This is a genomic window from Brevibacterium sp. LAARM3_SD1 (assembly GCF_057364765.1).
In genome coordinates this window covers 41,597-59,935 of the sequence record NZ_JBNFOL010000002.1, presented here as the reverse complement: position 1 = coordinate 59,935, position 18,339 = coordinate 41,597, and the positions used below count along the sequence as shown (strand labels likewise).

General features: G+C 64.7%; 19 protein-coding genes. 12 read left to right on the top strand and 7 right to left on the bottom strand.

The genetic code is table 11. The features are described from left to right. Positions 1-113: 113 nt before the first annotated feature. The gene (locus tag AC2W7L_RS01310; RefSeq protein WP_486002918.1) at positions 114-752 is read right to left on the bottom strand and encodes a TetR/AcrR family transcriptional regulator; all 639 of its coding nucleotides are present in this window, start codon (positions 750-752) and stop codon (positions 114-116) included. A 190-nt stretch (positions 753-942) separates the two neighbouring features. On the opposite strand from AC2W7L_RS01310, the gene AC2W7L_RS01305 reads away from it, so the two are divergent. From AC2W7L_RS01305 to AC2W7L_RS01265, 9 genes are all read left to right on the top strand, one after another. After that, positions 943-1,815, top strand: a complete 873-nt coding sequence (locus tag AC2W7L_RS01305) for a CoA transferase (protein WP_486002917.1) — start codon at positions 943-945, stop codon at positions 1,813-1,815. Positions 1,816-1,971: 156 nt separating this feature from the next. Then, positions 1,972-3,126 carry an acyl-CoA dehydrogenase family protein gene (locus tag AC2W7L_RS01300; RefSeq protein WP_486002916.1) on the top strand — a complete coding sequence of 385 codons (1,155 nt, stop codon included), beginning with the start codon at positions 1,972-1,974 and terminating at the stop codon, positions 3,124-3,126. A 117-nt stretch (positions 3,127-3,243) separates the two neighbouring features. Further along, positions 3,244-4,323, top strand: a complete 1,080-nt coding sequence (locus AC2W7L_RS01295) for a glycosyltransferase family 2 protein (protein WP_486002915.1) — start codon at positions 3,244-3,246, stop codon at positions 4,321-4,323. Beyond that, a complete protein-coding gene (locus AC2W7L_RS01290; RefSeq protein ID WP_486002914.1) occupies positions 4,320-5,237 on the top strand; it encodes a hypothetical protein in 918 nt (305 codons plus the stop codon). Before AC2W7L_RS01295 ends, AC2W7L_RS01290 begins: the two co-directional genes overlap by 4 nt. Positions 5,238-5,249: 12 nt before the next feature. Then, a complete protein-coding gene (locus tag AC2W7L_RS01285; protein ID WP_486002913.1) occupies positions 5,250-5,711 on the top strand; it encodes a DUF3151 domain-containing protein in 462 nt (153 codons plus the stop codon). A 210-nt stretch (positions 5,712-5,921) separates the two neighbouring features. After that, positions 5,922-7,391 (top strand): MFS transporter, encoded by a 1,470-nt coding sequence (locus AC2W7L_RS01280; RefSeq protein WP_486002912.1) that lies wholly within the window; start codon positions 5,922-5,924, stop codon positions 7,389-7,391. Between the two features lie 788 nt (positions 7,392-8,179). Continuing rightward, positions 8,180-9,079, top strand: a complete 900-nt coding sequence (locus tag AC2W7L_RS01275; protein WP_486002911.1) for an SMP-30/gluconolactonase/LRE family protein — start codon at positions 8,180-8,182, stop codon at positions 9,077-9,079. 308 nt (positions 9,080-9,387) lie between these two features. Continuing rightward, positions 9,388-10,278: a flavin-containing monooxygenase gene (locus AC2W7L_RS01270; RefSeq protein ID WP_486002910.1), complete on the top strand. Its 891-nt coding sequence runs from the start codon at positions 9,388-9,390 to the stop codon at positions 10,276-10,278. After that, positions 10,242-11,120 (top strand): NAD(P)/FAD-dependent oxidoreductase, encoded by an 879-nt coding sequence (locus AC2W7L_RS01265; RefSeq protein WP_486002909.1) that lies wholly within the window; start codon positions 10,242-10,244, stop codon positions 11,118-11,120. The genes AC2W7L_RS01270 and AC2W7L_RS01265 overlap by 37 nt, the downstream gene beginning before the upstream one ends. 209 nt (positions 11,121-11,329) lie before the next feature. On the opposite strand, the gene AC2W7L_RS01260 is transcribed toward AC2W7L_RS01265, so the two are convergent. Then, the gene (locus AC2W7L_RS01260; RefSeq protein ID WP_486002908.1) at positions 11,330-11,653 is read right to left on the bottom strand and encodes an ArsR/SmtB family transcription factor; all 324 of its coding nucleotides are present in this window, start codon (positions 11,651-11,653) and stop codon (positions 11,330-11,332) included. Positions 11,654-11,852: 199 nt separating this feature from the next. On the opposite strand from AC2W7L_RS01260, the gene AC2W7L_RS01255 reads away from it, so the two are divergent. After that, positions 11,853-12,929, top strand: a complete 1,077-nt coding sequence (locus AC2W7L_RS01255) for an NADH:flavin oxidoreductase/NADH oxidase (RefSeq protein ID WP_486002907.1) — start codon at positions 11,853-11,855, stop codon at positions 12,927-12,929. A gap of 256 nt (positions 12,930-13,185) precedes the next feature. Here AC2W7L_RS01255 and crcB read toward each other — a convergent pair whose 3' ends face one another. From crcB to AC2W7L_RS01235, 4 genes are all read right to left on the bottom strand, one after another. Continuing rightward, positions 13,186-13,563 (bottom strand): fluoride efflux transporter CrcB, encoded by a 378-nt coding sequence (gene crcB / locus AC2W7L_RS01250; RefSeq protein ID WP_486002906.1) that lies wholly within the window; start codon positions 13,561-13,563, stop codon positions 13,186-13,188. Next, complete coding sequence (locus AC2W7L_RS01245; protein WP_486002905.1) at positions 13,560-14,090, bottom strand: fluoride efflux transporter FluC; 531 nt, start codon at positions 14,088-14,090, stop codon at positions 13,560-13,562. Before AC2W7L_RS01245 ends, crcB begins: the two co-directional genes overlap by 4 nt. Positions 14,091-14,134: 44 nt before the next feature. Then, positions 14,135-14,464 (bottom strand): nuclear transport factor 2 family protein, encoded by a 330-nt coding sequence (locus AC2W7L_RS01240; protein ID WP_486002904.1) that lies wholly within the window; start codon positions 14,462-14,464, stop codon positions 14,135-14,137. An 85-nt stretch (positions 14,465-14,549) separates the two neighbouring features. Beyond that, entirely contained in the window at positions 14,550-15,305 is a 756-nt protein-coding gene (locus AC2W7L_RS01235) for an SDR family oxidoreductase (protein WP_486002903.1), read from the bottom strand. 63 nt (positions 15,306-15,368) lie between these two features. Here AC2W7L_RS01235 and AC2W7L_RS01230 point away from each other — a divergent pair, with 63 nt between their 5' ends. Beyond that, positions 15,369-16,055, top strand: a complete 687-nt coding sequence (locus tag AC2W7L_RS01230) for a TetR/AcrR family transcriptional regulator (RefSeq protein WP_486002902.1) — start codon at positions 15,369-15,371, stop codon at positions 16,053-16,055. A 93-nt stretch (positions 16,056-16,148) separates the two neighbouring features. Here the strand turns inward: AC2W7L_RS01230 and AC2W7L_RS01225 are convergent, their stop codons facing one another. Further along, positions 16,149-17,429 carry an aminotransferase-like domain-containing protein gene (locus AC2W7L_RS01225; RefSeq protein ID WP_486002901.1) on the bottom strand — a complete coding sequence of 427 codons (1,281 nt, stop codon included), beginning with the start codon at positions 17,427-17,429 and terminating at the stop codon, positions 16,149-16,151. 204 nt (positions 17,430-17,633) lie between these two features. Between AC2W7L_RS01225 and AC2W7L_RS01220 the strand changes: the two genes are divergently transcribed. After that, complete coding sequence (locus AC2W7L_RS01220; RefSeq protein WP_486002900.1) at positions 17,634-18,185, top strand: DinB family protein; 552 nt, start codon at positions 17,634-17,636, stop codon at positions 18,183-18,185. Positions 18,186-18,339: the final 154 nt, after the last annotated feature.

Genomic DNA, 18,339 nt, shown 5'->3' with positions numbered 1-18,339 from the left:
TGTACGGGAATGTGCGACACGGCACAACCCGGAGGGCAGAGGGCATGATATCCGCGCAGGTGAGGCGGGTGCAGCTGAGCTGGGTCAGATGAGGCGGGTGCAGTTGAGTCGGGTCAGTCGTGCGGTGTGCGCACGGTGATCGTCAGCTCCGGCTTGGCGGCCGGGCGCTCATCAGTGGGAAATGAGTCGACGACCTGGTCGACGAGCGGCTGGAGGAACAGCTTGCCCAGCTGCCGGATCATGACTGTGACGACCTGATCGACGCGACTCCTGTCCGTCGAGGCGACGCCTCCCGAGCGCATGGAATCCACGCTCTGCAGTGAGAGCCTGGCCAGGCGTGTGATGAGAGTGCGACCGGCAGAGCCTTCGAGGAGTTCGCGGCGCAGGTAGCCGACTATGAGCGGGTTCGCCTTGAGCATCTGAGCCACCGCGGCATCGCGCCCGGCGGTATCCGCGACGGAGTCCGGAGCTGCGGCATCGGCTTCGGTGATCGCTGCGGCGAATTGGTCGACGATCCAACTCTCGACAGCCGCCCGCAGTCCGTCCTTCGAGCCGAAGTGGTGTGAGATCAGGCCGATGGCCACTCCCGCCTCGGAGGCGATCGCGCGCAGGGGAGTGCCGGCGAATCCGGTTGTGGCGAACTGATGGAGACCGGCATTGCGAATCCGGGCACGGCTCGTGAGATCTATCGCCGAGGACTCGCCGGCGTCGGCGTTCCTGCTGTTGCGCTCCGCATTCATCGGCACATCCATGTCCTCACCTCTGACGTCCGCGGCCATTCTCTCAGACCGATGCTGTTGCCCTTTCTCCTGCCGATGCTCGTGCTCGTGTCGGTGATCGTACCTGGAAACCGGTAACTTCTCGTCATAGCATTGAACGTTCTTTCAATATCCTATACATTCATTCAGGAAAGTTGATTCGATTCGACCGGGGGATCCGCGAATGACCGCCTCTCAACCGCTCAGCGGAGTCACGGTGATCTCTCTTGCCGTCAATCTGCCGGGACCGCTGGCGGCAGCGCGCCTGCATGCTCTCGGTGCCCGAGTCATCAAGGTCGAACCGCCCATCGGCGATCCCCTCAACCTGATGTTCCCCGCCTACTACCAGGAGCTCACCGACGGCCAGGAGATCCGGACCATCGACCTCAAAGACGATGAGGGAATCGAGCAGCTCCGGACGCTCTTAGCCGGGGCCGACCTGCTGCTCACCTCGATGCGTCGCCGCGCAGCCGCCGCTCTCGGCCTGCCGGAGTTCGTCGACGAACACGAACTGGTCCACGTCGAGATCGTCGGCTTTGCCGGTGACCGCGCCGACGTCCCCGGCCACGACCTCACCTATCAGGCAGCGCACTCCACCCTCCTCCCGGGAACCATGCCCACAGTGCCCGTCGCCGATGTCCTCGGCGGCGAGCACGCGGCACTCCAAGCTCTGGCAGGGCTGCACGAACTCGAGACCCGACGCACTGCTGCCCAGGGTGCCGGCGATCAGGACGCGAACGGTCAGCACAGCGGCGGAATCGTCCGTCGCGTCGTCCTCGACAAGGCGGCCGAATGGGCGGCGGGACCGGCACGGCACGAAATGAGCACACCGGGAGGTCCCCTCGGCGGGGGAACGCCTTTCTATCGGACCTACTCGACGGCTGACGGTCATATTGCCGTCGCCTGCCTCGAGCCTCATTTCGCGAAGGCGCTGGCCTCCCTCGTCGGGTCCGAACACGAGGAACTCGAGAAGGCCTTCGCCGCCGAGCCGACGGCGTACTGGATCGACTTCGCAGCCGAGCATGATCTGCCCGTTGAGCGAGTCGCTCTCGGCTGATCAACGCGCACACGAATACCCCCACATGATCACCCAGAGCGCATCTCCGCACCAGCACCCCGCATCCCCCTCATCAGCACCTCCCACCACTGACCTCTCTGGGGCCGGCACGGCCCTTCGGAACCAACACGACGAGCAGATTCAGGAGACATCACAATGATTCTCGACGGATACCGCGGCGCCTGGGAGACCCAGGAGACGGATGACCTGCGCGATCTGGCACGCGGATTCTTCGCCAAGGAGATCGTGCCGCACGAAGCCCGCTTCGCCGAGCAGAAACAGGTCGATCGTGACACGTGGACCCGGGCCGGCGACGCCGGTCTGCTGTGCATCTCGATCCCCGAAGAGTACGGCGGCGGTGGCGGCACCTTCGCCCACGAGGCGGTGCTCCTGCAGGAACAGGGGTTCGTGGGCGACACCGCCTGGGGCACCAGCGTCCACTCGACGATCAACGCCCACTACATCAACGCCTTCGGCACCGAAGAGCAGAAGCGCAGGTGGCTGCCCCGCATGGCCACCGGCGAGCTCGTGTCGGCGATCGCCATGACCGAACCGGGCACCGGATCGGACCTGCAGAACATCACGACCCGGGCGGTGCGTGACGGCGACGAATATGTCATCAACGGCGCCAAGACGTTCATCACCAACGGGTCCCATGCCGACCTCGTCATCATCGTGGCCCGCACCAGCGACGAGCCCGGCGCGAAGGGTGTCTCGCTCATCGTGGCCGAAGTGAATGATCTGCCGGGGTTCTCGCGCGGACGTGTGCTGGAGAAGGTCGGACTGCACGGACAGGACACGCGGGAGCTGTTCTTCGAGGACATGCGCGTCCCGGCTGAGAACGTCCTCGGCGGAGTTGAGGGCCGCGGGTTCATCCAACTCATGCAGCAGCTGCCTCAGGAACGACTGGCGATCGCCGTCGGCGGTGCCGCGACCGCGGAATTCGCCGTCCGGGAGACCGTCGCCTATGCGAAGGAGCGGGAGGCCTTCGGCAGGCCCATCCTCGGTTTCCAGAACACGAAGTTCGTCCTCGCCGAATGTGCCACCGAGGCATTGTCCGTCCGCACCTTCATCGACCACCTCACCAGCGAACACATCAAGGGAACGCTGACGACAGAGCAGGCGTCCGCAGGCAAGTACTGGGCCACGGATGCTCAGAACCGGGTCGTCGATCGCTGCCTGCAGGTCTTCGGCGGCTACGGGTACATGGTCGAATACCCGATTGCTCGCCTCTACGCCGATGCCCGGGTGCAGAAGATCTACGGCGGTACGAACGAGATCATGAAGGAGCTCATCGCTCGGGGCCTGTGAAGCCGGGCTCCGGTGCCGACGGGGCGTCTGGTGCCGACGGGGTGTCTGGTGCGTGCCGGGCTCCACCTGTATGCCCCCTCAAGACCGAGCATTCGCGGGTGTGGGAAGATTGAGGGCGTGTCGAAAGTACTTGAGATCCTGACCCCGGAGGGCCTTCCGCCGCTTAACGAGAAGCCCGGCGTCTCCTACGTCATGCCGGTGCTCAACGAAGCCGAGCACATCCGCCAGGCGATCACCACGATCCTCGCCCAGGACTACGACGGAGACAAAGAGGTCGTCCTCGCCCTCGGGCCCTCGACCGACGATACGAACGCCATCATCGAATCGATGGCAGCCCGCGATTCGCGGATCCAGACGGTCGACAACCCGCAGGCCGCGACCCCGATCGGCCTCAACCTCGCCATCGCCGCGACCCGGCACCCGGTGATCATCCGCGTCGACGCGCACTCCGGGCTCGGCGCCGACTACACCGTCCAGGCCATCGACACCCTGCGTGAGACGAAGGCCGCGAACTGCGGCGGACTCATGCTCGCCCGCGGCAAGACTTCCTTCCAGAAGGCCGTGGCGCGCGCCTATATGTCGCCCGTCGGCCTCGGCGGTCCCGCCTACCACTCCGGTGATGAGGCGCAGGAAGCCGAATCGGCGTACCTCGGCGTGTACCGACGGGAAGTGTTCGACCACCTCGGCGGGTTCGACGAAGGCATCAAACGCGGTCAGGACTGGGAGCTCAACCTGCGCATCCGCTCCGCCGGCGGCCGCATCTGGTTCAACCCCGACATGGAAGTCACCTACTGGCCGCGCGGCACCTGGTCGAAGATCGCGCAGCAGTTCTGGGCCACCGGGATCTGGCGCGCCGAACTCATCCGCCGCTACGGTTCGCAGAACTCGCTGCGCTACTTCGCCCCGCCGCTGCTCGTGCTCGGCATGAGCGCGGCCGTGATCGAGACCCTGCTCCAGCTCACGGGCGCGACGAAGACGTGGCCGAAGTTCCTTCGCCGCTTCACCTCCCTGATCCACGTGCCCAGCTTCGGCTACATCGCCGGAATCCTGGCGACCGCCTCGGCGGCGAAGGACTGCGGACGACGTGAGCGATTCTGGTTCGGCATCGTCCTGCCGACCATGCACCTGTGCTGGGGTGCCGGGTTCCTCCGGGGACTCGTCACCGGAGCCGGAACGACGAAGGATGGCAGTCGATGAGCAAGAAGAAGCCGAGCCGGGCCCACCGGGACCGCTATGGCCGCGGCACCACTGATCCGCTGCCGAGCGTCGATCCCGAATCGGCCGAACGCATTCCCGTGCCCGACCGCCCGGCGCCGAAGAAATTCAACGCACCCCTGTGGGCCGGCGCCATCGTCGTCCTCCTCGTCGGCGGCGTGCTCGCGATGAACATCTTCGGTTCCGACGACCAACTGACGGTCGATTCGCTCAACCCACCGGCTGTGGGTGCCCTCGACGGCGGATCCTCGGTGTACCCGGCGAACTCGAAGCTCGCCTTCACCGAGAACGTGAAGTTCGGCTACCTGCCCGCGCCCACACTCACGGCTCTGGGCGACGGCACGATCGTGGCCGCGAACCCGGAGACCGCAGCCGAAGACATGGGCCTGAAGGAGGGCCTCGACGAACTCGACGCCGACGAATTCCTCGACCAGACCATCAAACCGGCCCGCAAGAACACGAGTCCCGGCGAGCCCATCACTTGGGACCAGATCGTCGACGAGTTCGGCGGCGACACCGTCTTCATGCCCGCCATCGACTCCACCGAGGTGGCCACCCCGGCGTTGAAGACCATCACCGAGGCGGGGCTCGAGGATTCGACGCTCGTGCGCACCGATGACTCCGAGGTGGCTCGTGCCGCCGCCGATGCCGGCGTCGGAGCCATGTTCACCGGGGACGTGACGGCGACCAGGAACGAGTCGCTTTCCGGCAGCGGATACACGGCCCTGGTCGTCGAGGCCGATGTCGCCGAGAAATGGACCGGAGTGGACCTGGCCGTCTGGGCCACCGACGTCAAGGACAAGAAGCAACTCGACGGCCTCGCCGACGCCGGAGTCACCGGAGCACTGAGTGCGAACCCGTACAAGATCCTGCCGTCCGAAGTGAAGACCGACTAAGAAGGAGACGCAATGACCCAGCCCATCGGCAACCCATCGCACATCGGAAACCTGGACGCCAGCCAGCTCGGCCCGCAGCCGACCTACCTGCCCGAGGATCACCCGGATGTCGAGGCCCGCACGCGCATCGACGCCGGTGAAGAGCCTATCGACGTGGCCGCTGCACTGCCGGCTTCGTCCCTGGCGTGGGCCGAACTCGCCAATGAGGCGCATAAGGAAGGCCGCCTCGTCGACGCCTATGCCTACGCCCGCGTCGGCTACCACCGCGGGCTCGACGCCCTGCGTGCCGCCGGATGGCGCGGCGCCGGACCGATCCCGTACTCGCACGAAGTCAACCGCGGATTCCTCCGCGCGCTTTACGCCCTCGGCCGTGCCGCCGGCGCGATCGGTGAAGGCGAAGAAGCCGCCCGCATCGAGGAGTTCCTGCACTCGTCCGACCCGACAGCAGTGGAGGCCATCGGCAAGGGGGAGTGAGGCGCTTCCTGCGCTGAGGCTCGGAGCGCAGCCTCGGTGCTGAACCCGCCAGCAGCCCAGTTGACGACGAATAGCCCATGTTCAAACATGGGCTATTCGTCCTCAACTGGGCTTTTCGGCCTGTCGGGCCGCTGCGGCTCCGTGGTGCGTGAGCAAACGCACCTCGGAGGCCGATTGTGCTTGTCGGCAGGGCGGCGTAGAACTATATGAATGGGTAATGTTTCCGAGACGGTCATGACGGCAGAGCAGCGCAAGATCCTGGCGGTGATGCTCGTCCCGATGTTCATGTCGCTGCTGAGCGTCTCGATCGTCAATGTCATCCTCCCCGACATGCAGCGCTCGATCGGCGCCTCGAATTCGGCGATCCAGTGGGTGCTCTCGGGCTATACGCTCGCGTTCGGCGTGCTCCTCGTCGCAGCCGGCCGAGCCGGTGACCTCTTCGGCCGTGGTCGGCTCTTCGTCATCGGCGTCAGTGTCTTCGCCTTCGGCTCCCTCATCTCGGGTCTGTCCCCGGACCCGCTCGTGCTCAACGTCGCCCGTGTCGTCATGGGCCTCGGCTCCGGTCTGCTCAGCCCTCAGGGCGTGGGGATGCTCCAGCAGTACTTCCACGGCAAGGTGCGCGGTCGCGCCTACGGGATGTTCGGCACGATCGTCGGCGTCTCCGTGGGCATCGGCCCCGTCCTCGGCGGCGGGCTCATCGCGGTCCTCGGCGACGAATGGGGATGGCGTTCGGCGTTCCTCATCAACGTGCCGATCGCCTTGGCCGCAATCATTCTCGGCCGGTTCTGGCTCCCGCAGAGTGCCTGGGTCGGCATCGGCACCGAGTCCGATTCGCACGGCCGACGCCGGGCCGACTTCGATCCGGTCGGGCTCGTTCTGCTCGGCGTGGGTACGTTGTTGGTCATGCTGCCCTTCCTCGAGCGCAGCGCAGGTGCTTGGATCTATGCCCTCGTCCCCGTCGGCATCGCCGTCGTCTGGCTGTGGGTGCGATGGGAGAACCGATACTCCCGCCGAGGCGGATCACCGATGGTCGACATGCAGCTGTTCCGGACGCGCAGCTTCGCCTACGGGGCGTCGCTGACGTCCATGTATTTCGTCGGCATGCCCGGCATCTGGGTCATCGTGGCGCTCTACCTGCAGAACGGTCTCGGGTTCCCCGCCCTCCATGCCGGCCTCGTCGGTCTGCCCTCGGCGCTGCTCTCGGCCATCGCCGCACAGGCGGCCGGCCGTGTCGTGCTCACCTTCGGTCGCAAGATGGTCGTCCTCGGGGTCGCAATCGGTCTGACCGGGGTCGTCGCCTCGGCGCTGCTCGTACTGGCACATGAGGCCTGGGGGATCAGCATCTGGTGGCTGCTGCTGACGCTCGGGATCACCGGCCTCGGGCAGGGAATGGCGATCAGCCCGAACCAGACGCTCACTCTGGCCGAGGTGCCCGTCGAGTACGCGGGCAGCTCCGGCGGTGTGATGCAGACCGGGCAGCGGGTGGGTACGGCCATCGGCATCGCGATCGTCACCGCCGTGTTCTTCGTCGTCCAGCCTCTCGCCGGCTACGGCGCCGCCATCGTTGCGGGCTTCGGGTTCATCGCGCTCGTCATCGTCTTCGCCGGAATCATCGGATTGGTCGATCTCGCTCGCGGTCGGGCCAAGGACCGGCAGGAGAGGCAGCCGGTCAGCAGCTGACGCCCGGTCTGACGGCATCGTCGATTTCCACGTCGAGGTGCTCAATCAGAACGACGCGGTCCTCCCGATCGCGACTTAAGTGGTCCAGATTGCTCGTCTACTCGTAAGCAGCGGGCAATCTGGCCCCACTTAAGTTTCGTCAGCGGGAGGAGAGAGGCTTGCTTGCGTAGGGGAGAGCGTCGCTCGCCCGCTTCGGCCGCGTCTGAGCGGAGGCGACTCGGGCGGGTCAGTCGCGAGATTCAGGGGCGGTCGCCTCGGCGCGTTCGATGTCCTGGGCGGCGAACACGGCGTCGAGGAGGCCGGGGAAGCAACTCACGCTTGCCTGCCCAACGGCCGATGATGCGGGCGTCTCGGTCGGTCAAAATGATGGTCACCGAGGCGTCCTGCAGCTGAGCCGACAATCGGTCGAGGACCGGACGGGCTGCCAACAGTACCCGATTGTCCGGAATGCCTTCGTCGGTGAAGGGCAGCTCTCTGGCGGAACTGCTGACTCCGATGACCTGACAACGGCGCCATGACCGATCGATCTCGGCCCGGATAGCCGCCGAATCAGGAAGCGCCTGCGCGTCGAAGTCAGCGACAGGCTCTGCTGCGGCTGCGGTTCTGTGGCGAGCGGCTGTGCTCAATGTCAACACCTCGATGTGTTCGATGACTGACGGCCTTGGCCTGGACCTTCAGTTCTACAGTTGCCGCTTCAGCAGCGAAGTGTCCTAGAATGCAACAACGGCGGCTGGGAGGCCGTGTCACACGGTGAGTGCAAAGACGGACAGCAGAAAGCAGGTGTCGCAATGAGTGGAAACGAGATCTCGGAAGTCGCCAAGGGATTCACCTACCTCGAGGGCCCGCGGTGGCATGATGGTCGACTGTGGTTCGTGGACTTCTATACGTTCACGGTCAACGCGGTCAATGACGACGGGAGCATCGAGGAAATCGCTGTCGTCGATCAGCAGCCCTCAGGTCTGGGCTGGCTGCCGGATGGGCGGATGCTCATCGTGTCGATGAAGGACCGCAAAATCCTCCGCCGCGAGACCGACGGATCGCTCGTCGAGCACGCCGACATCTCCGCCCACTGCTCCGGCCACGCCAACGACATGGTCGTCGCGGAGAACGGGCAGGCCTATGTCGGAGAATTCGGGTTCGACCTCATGGGCGGGGCCGACCACGAGTTCGCCAATGTCATCCTCGTCAACACCGACGGCACCTCCCAGGTCGTCGCCAGCGGACTCTCGTTCCCGAACGGCATGGTCATCACCCCTGGCGGGAAGACCCTGATTATCAACGAACTCTTCGGCAACAAGATCACCGCCTTCGACATCGAGGCGGATGGAACGCTGGGCAACAAGCGGGATTTCGCGAACTTCGGTGAGATCGGCGATGAGCCGAACGTCGCCAAGCGGATCGAAGCCGCGACGATCGTCCCTGACGGGCTCGCGCTCGATGCAGAGGGCGCGGTGTGGATCGCCAACACCGTCAACCAGAAGGCCACTCGCATCGGCGAAGGCGGCAAGGTTCTCGAGGAGGTCAATACCGCCCCGGACGGAATCTTCGCCGTTGCGCTCGGAGGCGAGGACGGCAAGACGCTCTTCCTGTGTGCGGCCCCCGACTGGGATGAAGGCGCACGCAGCAAAGCGCGCGAGGGACGCATGCTCGCAACAACCGTCGACGTCCCTCACGCAGGCAGGCCCTGAGTCCTACAGCCGACGCTTGGGACACCCTGCCGAGGCGGTCGTGCCGTCATCGATGCCGACATCGATGACGGTGCGACCGCCTTTCGTCGTGCCCGGATGCGGCTGGGCCTTCGCTCCCGCACGGACGAGCTGAGCCGCCTCGGCGAGGGCGGAGATCTACGGCATCTGTCGTCATTTGACGACAAGGGACTGACTGACTCGATATAGGACACCGCGGGGGTCGACGGCGAATCTATCGTCGAATCATCCGGGCAGACGAACGACCGATTGACCCGGCTTCGAAGGAGGAGACGACAATGACGTCAACAATGCCTGCACCGACAAAGGAGCACACGAACGCGGACGAGACCGGAGTCCTCGACACCCTCATTGTGGGCGGGGGATTCTCCGGCCTGTATCTGCTCGACCGTCTGCGCGAGCAGGGGTTCGATGTCAAGGTCTGGGATGCGGCCGGCGGATTGGGCGGCATCTGGTGGTGGAACTGCTACCCGGGCGCCCGCACGGACAGCACCGGTCAGGTCTACCAGTTTCAATACAAGGATCTCTGGAAGACCTACGATTTCAAGGAGCTCTACCCCGACTCGGCTGGACTGCGCGACTACTTCGAATACGTCGACTCGCAGCTCGACCTGTCCCACGACATCACGTTCAACACCTTCGTCGAATCGTGCAAGTGGGACGAAATCGCCAAAGAATGGACGGTGCGATCATCGCAAGGTCTCGAACAACGGGCTCGCATGGTCATCGTTGCCACCGGCTTCGGCGCGAAGCCTCTCTACCCGAATATCGAGGGCCTGGACAGCTTCGAGGGGGAGTGCCATCACACGGCACGTTGGCCGCAAGGAGGCCTGGACTTGGCCGGCAAGCGGGTGGTCGTCATGGGTACCGGTTCATCTGGTGTCCAGGTCATTCAGGAGGCCGCAGCAGTGGCTGAAAACCTCACAGTCTTCCAGCGCGCACACCGAATCTCGCCCTGCCGATGCGGCAGCAGCAATTGTCGGCCAAGGACAATGATCGAATCCGCGAGAATATGGAGGAGCGCTTCTGTATTCGTGACACGTCGTTCGCAGGATTCGACTTCTACTTCATCCCGCAGAATGCCGCGGACACGCCGGATGATGAGCGGACGTCGACATATGAGCAGATGTGGGAAGAAGGCGGAATGCCTCTGTGGCTCGGCAACTATCAGGACATCCTGAACGACGAAGAGGCCAACCACACCTTCTATTCCTTCTGGCGTTCGAAGATACACGAGCGTGTGAAAGATCCGAAGACCGCTGAGATGCTCGCACCGGCAACGCCGCCGCACCCATTCGGAGTCAAACGTCCCTCACTCGAACAGAACTACTTTGACGTGTACAACCAGGACAACGTCGAGCTCAAGGACTCCAACGAGACCCCGATCACCCGGGTCCTTGCCCACGGCGTCGAGACCCCCGAAGACGTCATCGAGTGCGATGTCCTCATCCTGGCCACCGGCTTCGACAACAACAGTGGCGGCATCAACGCCATTGACATCGAAGCTGACGGACAGCTGCTGCGAGACAAATGGGCGACTGGAGTCGACACCTACATGGGGCTGTCGACGAATGGATTTCCGAATCTCATGTTCCTCTACGGTCCACAGAGCCCCTCCGGCTTCTGCAACGGACCGACATCGGTGGAGCGTCAGGGGAATATGGTTGCGGACTTCCTCGGCTGGATCAAGGAAAAAGGCATCTCGCGCTTCGAGTCCACCGTCGAGGTCGAGCGGGAGTGGCGTGCCCATGTCGACGACCTATTCGTCAATTCCCTGTTCCCCAAGGCAAAGTCGTGGTTCTGGGGCGCCAACGTTCCCGGCAAGCCCGCGCAGATGCTCAACTATTCGGGTGGCGTTCCCACCTACCTCGAGCGGTGGGACGAGGTGAAGAACGAGGGCTACATCGGCTTCGAGTTCGATCGCAATCCGAACGGGGCGATCGTTGAGGCGGGCGCTTCGGGCTCGGGCGCTGAATCGGGCTCGGGCGTTGCACCGAACGACCTGGTCGAGCAATCTGCCTGACCCGCTCCGCCTCGGCATGGTGACGGCGCGGCGGCCTGCGCTCACGGCTATGGCCCGCGTTCACGGCTGTGGCCTGTGCTCACGGCGCCGCGCCGCTGGCAGCCTGTCTGAATGCGAACTAAGTGGGGCCAGATTGTCCGCTACTTGCGAGTAGATGGGCAATCTGGCCCCACTTATGTTCGGTTGAAGCGGGCGGAAGTCGTGTCCGATCAGGATTCGGCGCGTTCGATGTTCTGGGCGGCGAACACGGCGTCGAGGAGGCCGGGGAAGCGGGCATCGAGATCGTCCTTGCGCAGGGTATTCATGATCTTCGTGCCCTCATATTCCTGTCGGATCACGCCGGCTTCGCGCAGAGTGCGGAAGTGGTAGGTCGCCGTGGACTTCGACACCGGCAGCTCGAAGGTCGCGCACGCATGATCGCCGAATGCGTCGTTGAGCTTGCAGGCGACGGTGCGGCGGACCGGGTCGGCGAGGGCGGCCAGGACGGTGTCGAGTCTCATCTCGTCCCTGCTGGGGTGGTCGAGTGTGCGCATCTGGATCCTCCCATCTCGCCATCGCGTCGATCAGCGTCGGTGGATGTCATCTGAACAGCCACCGATCACAGGTAGCGCCGCATCCCTCCATTGTACGAAATATTTGGTAGTACGAAATTCATCGTAGTAGAGTGCGAACCCGAAGTACGAAGAATCTCATACTTCTGGACGATCATTCTCGACGAGATCACGAGGTCTTATGTCTCATCTGCTGTTCGAACCGCTCACCCTGCGCGGACTCACGTTCCGCAACCGCATCTGGGTTCCGCCCATGTGCCAGTACTCCGTTGAGAATCTCGACGGCGTTCCCGCACCGTGGCACACCGTCCACTACGGCGCCATGGCCAGGGGAGGTGCGGGAGCCGTCATCGTCGAAGCCACCGGCGTCACTCCGGAGGGGCGGATCTCGGCGAAGGACCTGGGGCTGTGGAACGACGCGCAGCGCGACGCCTTCGCCCACATCGTCGACTTCCTTCACTCGCAGGGAGCGGCCGCCGGCATCCAGCTCGGCCACGCGGGCCGCAAGGCCTCGACATATCCCGAGTGGGGGACCGACGGCGATGGCAGCGTCCCGGTCGAGCAGGGCGGTTGGCAGACCGTGGCTCCGTCCGCGTTGGCCTTCGAGGGCCTTGCCGAACCCCGGGCTCTGACTGAGACGGAGATCGCCGAGGTGGTCGCGGCCTTCCGGTCCTCGGCCAGTCGGGCGATCGAGGCCGGGTTCGACTTCATCGAGATCCACGCCGCGCACGGGTACCTCGTCCACGAGTTCCTGTCGCCGCTGAGCAACACCCGCACCGACTCCTACGGCGGAACCCTGGAGAACCGGGCTCGTCTGCTGCTCGAGATCGTCGACGCCACCCGCGCCGAGGTGGGCGAGCAGGTTCCCGTATTCGTGCGCCTGTCCGCGACGGACTGGACCGAAGGCGGAGTCACACTCGACGACACCGTCGAGGTCGCCGGATGGCTCAAGGAGCACGGAGTCGACCTCCTCGACGTCTCCTCCGGCGGCAATGTGATGGCGAAGATCCCGGTCGGCCCCGGTTACCAGACGAACCTGGCCGCCGGCGTGCGTCAGGGATCGGGACTGCCGACCGCGGCCGTCGGCCTCATCAACGAACCGTTCCAGGGTGAGCACATTCTGGCCACCGGACAGGCTGATGCGATCCTCGTGGGCCGTGAGCATCTGCGCGATCAGAACTTCGCGCTGCGCGCTGCCGACGCCCTGCGCTTTGACATCGACTACCGTCCGGCTCAGTACCACCGCGCCTACAACTGAACCGGCGTTGCGGAGCTGAGGCGCTGTCGGCCCGGGGCCCGCGTGCTCGCGGACCGGGGCCCATTCGCTGTCGGGCCAGAGCTCGCACGCGGACGGCCCACGGCCCTCATGCTGACGGCCCAGTTCAAGGTGAATAGCTCACGTTTGAACATGGGCTCTTCGCTTTCAACTGGGCCGTTCTGCGTCTGTGCGACCAGCGCCTCGCTGAGGGTGGACGTGTCGATATGCGGCTGAGTTCGAAACGGCCGATCGTGGCTCAGAACAGTCCGCCGGCCCACAGCCCGAGTCCGGAGGCGGCAGTGGCGAAGATCAATGTGCCGATTCCGCTGAGCAGGCTCGAGCCCCACTTGCGTTCCTCGATGAGCTTCACGGTCTCGAAGCTCGCCGTGGAAAACGTCGTATACCCGCCGAGGAACCCGGTGCCGAGCACCAGATGCCAGTCCTCCGGCAGCAGGTTCGCTCCGGCCAGCCCGGTGAGCAGCCCGAGGACGAATGAACCCGAGACGTTGATGAGCAGAGTGGACCACGGTGTCGACCGAGGGCTCCACACCTTGAAGGCGCCGTCGAAGAGCATGCGCGCCACGGCCCCGAGGCCCCCGGCGATCGCGATGCCGATGAAGAGCAGCGGGGTCATCGGTCATCACCGCCTTCGTGCGATGAGGGCTCGGGGGACGAGATTGGTTCGTCGAGGGATTCAGGCGTTTCGGGGGACGCCGTCGATGCGGGTGATGACGGCCCCGCTGAAGCGTTCCGTCGCCGGGCCGATGCCAGCGCGATGCCAGCCCAGGTGGCCAGTCCGCCGATGACGACGGTGACCAGACCGTAGAGAAGCCCCGCACCTACCCGACCTTCGCCGAGGAGGCTCGTCGCGTCCGCGGCCAGTGCACTGTATGTGGTGAACCCGCCCATGAATCCGGTGCCGATGAGGTTGCGCATCTTCTGACGCATCCCGACGTCCGGTCCCATCCGAGACAGCGCGGACAGGAGGAGTCCCAGGCAGAAGGCGCCGAGGATGTTGATCCCGAAGATCGCCACTGGGATGCCGTCGACATCGGACACGGCGAGGCTGATTGCCTCACGGGCCGCGGTACCGAGGCTGCCGCCGATGAGAGTGAGGCCCAAATAGGGCAGGAGCAGGTGGAGGGGGCGGGCTTCGGACATTTCGTCATTCTGTCATATGCCGAAGCCGCCCCCTCTGCCGTCTGTCACCCTTCGCGGATCGTCATCCTGCTCAGTTTGTCGCCGTCGATGACGAAGGCGAACGATGACCGACCGTTGGCGTGCGTGGAGCGCCAATCGCCGATGATGGTGACGTCGTTTCCGTCGACGGTGACCTCCTCGGGCGTGAGGACGCCGGTTGCACCGATGAATTCCTTATCGCTCCAGGCCTTGATGGCCTCCCGGCCCTGGAACTCGCGTCCCCAGTCGTCGACAGTGCCATCGGGGGTGAATGCGTCCAGGAAGCCCTGGTTGTCGTGAGAGTTGACGGTGTCGATGAAGCCGGCGACGGGTTCGGGAATCTGCAGGTCTGACATATGTGCTCCTGTGCTGTTGAGATATGTGCTGTCGGGATGTGGTTGTCGGTTGGGCAATGAGTGTGACTGAGGTGTCGAATCCGCCTCAGCGGGTGGTGTAACCGCCGTTGGCGAAGATCGTCTGCCCGGTGATCCAGCCGCCTTCCGTTGCGAGGAAGCGCACGATCGGCGCGATGTCCTCGATTTGGGTCAGACGGTTGCCCATGCCCTGCGATTTGTGGAACTCCACCCGTTCCGGGGTCTCCTGGCCATAGAAGAACGGTGTGTCCATGGGGCCGGGCGCGATGGCGGTGACGGAGATTCCGCGTTCGGCATATTCCTTCGCCGCGGCCCGGGTGAAATGCTCTACCGGGCTCTTGCCGCCGGCATAAGTGGAGTAGCCGTCGGTGAACGCCGCGAGCAGGGCGGTGACGATGGTGACGATCTTCCCGTTGTCGGCCAGGTGCCTGCCTGCCTCCTTGATGAAGAAGTAAGCGGCCTTCGCGTTGATGTCGAACATCGCGTCGTACTCGTCCTCGGTGGTCTCAGCGATGGGTTTGCGCAGAACCTTGCCAGTCGTGTTCACCGCGATATCGATGGACCCCAGCGCCGAGACGGCATCGTCGAAGAGTTTCTCGACGGTGGCGGGCTCGGTGAGATCTCCGGTGAGCAGAACGCCCTTCGATCCGCTGGCCTCGACGGCCGCGAGAGTCTCTTCGGCCTCCGGCCGCGTTGATTCCGAGTTGTAGTGGATGGCGACATCAGCTCCGGCTGCGGCGGTCTGTCGAGCGATGAGTCCGCCGAGGTTCTTCCCGCCTCCTGCGATGAGGATGGTCTTGCCTTGCAGAGTCTGTTCGGTCATGGTTTCAACCTCCGTATCGTTGTTACATCAGACTATATCGACGGTACACTATAATATAGCGATATGACAGAAGTTGAGGAAACGGATACACGGACCCGCCTGCTCGAAGCGGCCGCCGACCTCATTGCCGCCGCGCCCGGAGAGGACTTCTCTCTGCGCGCGGTCTGCGACGCGGCGGGGGTCAAGATGCCCACTCTGTATCACTTCTTCGGCAATAAGCAGGGCCTGATCGAGGCCGTCGTCGACCGTGGCTTCGACATGTATCTGTCAGCCAAATCCTCCACCGAATCCAGCGGCGACCCGATCCAGGATCTGCGTCTGGGGTGGGACGCCCACGTCGCCTTCGGCCTGGCGAACCCGGGGTTCTATACCCTCATGTACGGCAAGGTCAGGCCCGGCTATTCACCCGAGGCGCAGTCGAAGCCGAGCGAGATTCTGCGCGGTCTGACGCTCAAAGCCGAACAGGAGGGGCGACTCGTCGTCGGCCACAAGCAGGCCGCCGCTCATGTGCTCGCCACGAATATCGGCGTCACCCTGCGGCTGATCATTCAGGGCAGGAATGATCCCGAACTCTCAGCCGGCGTGCGCGAAGGCGTACTCGCCGCCATCACCGGAACTGGACAGGGCGAACCGGGAGACGGTCGTCTGGGCCATGCCGTCATCGAACGTGCTGCGGCGAACCCGGACATTCTCGGCGCGACGGAGACTCAGCTCCTCATCCAATGGATCGGCCGCCTCGGCGAGCTCTGACATCGAGCACCGAGACGGTTCCCACTGCGGGAGTGCCCGACGTCGTGGTCGGGTGAGGTCAGAGCCGCCTCGGCGAGGGTGTCGTCGTGGTGCTCAGCGTTCCGCGCGGTACCGATCGACGGCCCGGCGGAGACGTTCGAGACCGTCGTCGATGCGATCGGGAGCCGCCGAGGCGAAGCACAGCCGCAGCGCATTCGAGAAGTTCCCGGCCGGCGAGAATGCGGGACCGGGGATGTAGGCCACGCCCTCCTCGAGCGCGGTGGTCATGAGATCTTCGGTGTTGATGGATTCGTCCTCGAAGGTCACCCACAGGAAGAATCCGCCGTCGGGATCGGTGGCTCGGATCTCGCCGGGGAAGAGCCTCTCAAGGCCTTCTGACATGGCGATCTTCCGCTCGCGGTACGCCTTGCGCAGGACCTCGACGTGTGATTCGGCACCGCCTTCGGTCAGCCAGCGGGCGATGAGGTGCTGGTTGGGGACGGGGGCGCAGGAGTCCATCGTCTGTTTGGCGTTGACGGCGAGCTCGCGGACTTCCGGGTCGACGTCGATCCACCCGACCCGCAGACCTGGGGCGACGAATTTCGAGAACGTGCGCACCCCGAAGATGAGGGGATCGTTCGGGCTGAGGTCGCTCAGCGCCGGCAGGGACTGACCTTCGAAGCGGAGCATTCCGTACGGGTTGTCCTCGATGATGACCGACCGGTGGCGGTGGGCGAACTCGAGCAGGCGTTCGCGACGCGGCAGCGACATCGTCACTCCGGCCGGGTTCTGGAAGGTCGGGACGGTGTAGACGACCTTCGGTGCGCGCCCGGTGCGCTTCGTGTGCTCCTCGAGGACATCGATCTGCATACCTTCTTCGTCGACGGGGATCTCGAGGATCTCCGCCTCATAGCTCATGGCCGTGGCCGAACCGTTCGTGTACGTCGGCGACTCACAGGCGACGAGGTCACCTGGGGTGACGAAGAGTTTGAACCCGAGATCGAGTCCCTGCATGCCGCCGGAGGTGATGAGGAGGCGGTCGCGGTTCCCCTGCTGCTCGGGCGGGATCTGTTCGGTGGCGGCGAGGTAGTCGTGGAGGGCCTCGATGAGGATGGGCTCACCCTTCGTCTCCCCATACGTGAAGTTCTCCGGCGAAAAGACTTGCGCGGCGATGCGGGCGAAGTCCGCAGCCGGGAGCATGTCCGGGGCCGGTGCCCCCATGCCGAACTTGACGATGTCATGGTGATACTGGGCCAGCACCGTGGTGGAGGCATCGATGACGGATCCGACGAGTTGGTCGTGACGGCGTGCGTAGGGCAGCGCGGGGGACCGTGTCTGATTGTCGGGCTGGTTCTGCGAAGCACTCGTGGCCGGATGCATTGATGTGGTGGACATGAGCGACCTCCTCTGAGCGGTGATGCCCTGAAGTCGACGGCTCCGGCGACAATGCCAAGGCTCCTGCCCGAACGACGGGTTACGTGGGTCATTTCAGCATAGGTCCGGGTGACTCGCCGGACAAGGATGCTGATCGCCTGCGATTTCGGGCGAGTCGGCGATCGGATCTGCCCTCCCTCGCCGAGGCGGCCCTACAGTGGGGACATGACAGGTGCAGGTGCCGATGGCGGCAGTCCGACGATCCGACCCTTCGACGTGCGTGAGTCCGACCTCGGCGTGCAGTTCACAGCGTTCATCGACGAAAACAGACAGCATCTGCTCGGGAGCCTCGCCGACCTGAGCGAGGAGGAGGCGAGGCGATCCCTCGTGCCGAGCAGAACCCGCCTGCTGTCCCTGCTCAAACACGCGGTGTTCGTCGAAACCGTCTGGTTCGGCGAGGCGGTCACCGGTCGCAGCCGCGTCGACTACGGGCTTCCGCACGATTCCAAGGACTCATTCCTCCTCGACTCCTCGGACACGATCGCCAGCGTCTCAGCTGACTACCGGGCTGCCGTGGAGCGGTCGCATTCCGCGATCGAGGGGATGGATCTCGACACCGTGCTCACCGGTCATCCGGCTGGGCCGATGCCGCTCCGCTGGGTGCTCCTCCATGTCCTGCGGGAGCTCGCCCAACACTGCGGGCACGCGGATATCCTCCGCGAGCAGATCCTCGCCGAGCGGGAGAGACGCGGCTGCTGGTCCGGGATCGCGCGCTAGGGAAGGACCTCCTCGGCGAGTCGGGGTGGTGCGTGACGGCGGAGCCGTCTCGGCGATCTGACGCTCCCGAGTGAGTACGGTCCCGTGGGCGAGCGCCGCGGCGGGCATCGTCTGCTCGGATCAGCCCTGAGTATGATGTGAGTCCGGCGGCGCA

What these genes read in the sequence shown, in the direction of transcription:
- AC2W7L_RS01310 (WP_486002918.1), bottom strand. Translation starts at nt 752, where the DNA reads ATGGATGTGCCGATGAATGCGGAGCGCAACAGCAGGAACGCCGACGCC.
- AC2W7L_RS01225 (WP_486002901.1), bottom strand. Translation starts at nt 17,429, where the DNA reads ATGTCCACCACATCAATGCATCCGGCCACGAGTGCTTCGCAGAACCAG.
- AC2W7L_RS01270 (WP_486002910.1), top strand. Translation starts at nt 9,388, where the DNA reads ATGCCTGCACCGACAAAGGAGCACACGAACGCGGACGAGACCGGAGTC.
- crcB (WP_486002906.1), bottom strand. Translation starts at nt 13,563, where the DNA reads ATGACCCCGCTGCTCTTCATCGGCATCGCGATCGCCGGGGGCCTCGGG.
- AC2W7L_RS01265 (WP_486002909.1), top strand. Translation starts at nt 10,242, where the DNA reads ATGCCTCTGTGGCTCGGCAACTATCAGGACATCCTGAACGACGAAGAG.
- AC2W7L_RS01305 (WP_486002917.1), top strand. Translation starts at nt 943, where the DNA reads ATGACCGCCTCTCAACCGCTCAGCGGAGTCACGGTGATCTCTCTTGCC.
- AC2W7L_RS01255 (WP_486002907.1), top strand. Translation starts at nt 11,853, where the DNA reads ATGTCTCATCTGCTGTTCGAACCGCTCACCCTGCGCGGACTCACGTTC.
- AC2W7L_RS01300 (WP_486002916.1), top strand. Translation starts at nt 1,972, where the DNA reads ATGATTCTCGACGGATACCGCGGCGCCTGGGAGACCCAGGAGACGGAT.
- AC2W7L_RS01290 (WP_486002914.1), top strand. Translation starts at nt 4,320, where the DNA reads ATGAGCAAGAAGAAGCCGAGCCGGGCCCACCGGGACCGCTATGGCCGC.
- AC2W7L_RS01240 (WP_486002904.1), bottom strand. Translation starts at nt 14,464, where the DNA reads ATGTCAGACCTGCAGATTCCCGAACCCGTCGCCGGCTTCATCGACACC.
- AC2W7L_RS01245 (WP_486002905.1), bottom strand. Translation starts at nt 14,090, where the DNA reads ATGTCCGAAGCCCGCCCCCTCCACCTGCTCCTGCCCTATTTGGGCCTC.
- AC2W7L_RS01230 (WP_486002902.1), top strand. Translation starts at nt 15,369, where the DNA reads ATGACAGAAGTTGAGGAAACGGATACACGGACCCGCCTGCTCGAAGCG.
- AC2W7L_RS01220 (WP_486002900.1), top strand. Translation starts at nt 17,634, where the DNA reads ATGACAGGTGCAGGTGCCGATGGCGGCAGTCCGACGATCCGACCCTTC.
- AC2W7L_RS01275 (WP_486002911.1), top strand. Translation starts at nt 8,180, where the DNA reads ATGAGTGGAAACGAGATCTCGGAAGTCGCCAAGGGATTCACCTACCTC.
- AC2W7L_RS01235 (WP_486002903.1), bottom strand. Translation starts at nt 15,305, where the DNA reads ATGACCGAACAGACTCTGCAAGGCAAGACCATCCTCATCGCAGGAGGC.
- AC2W7L_RS01260 (WP_486002908.1), bottom strand. Translation starts at nt 11,653, where the DNA reads ATGCGCACACTCGACCACCCCAGCAGGGACGAGATGAGACTCGACACC.
- AC2W7L_RS01285 (WP_486002913.1), top strand. Translation starts at nt 5,250, where the DNA reads ATGACCCAGCCCATCGGCAACCCATCGCACATCGGAAACCTGGACGCC.
- AC2W7L_RS01280 (WP_486002912.1), top strand. Translation starts at nt 5,922, where the DNA reads ATGGGTAATGTTTCCGAGACGGTCATGACGGCAGAGCAGCGCAAGATC.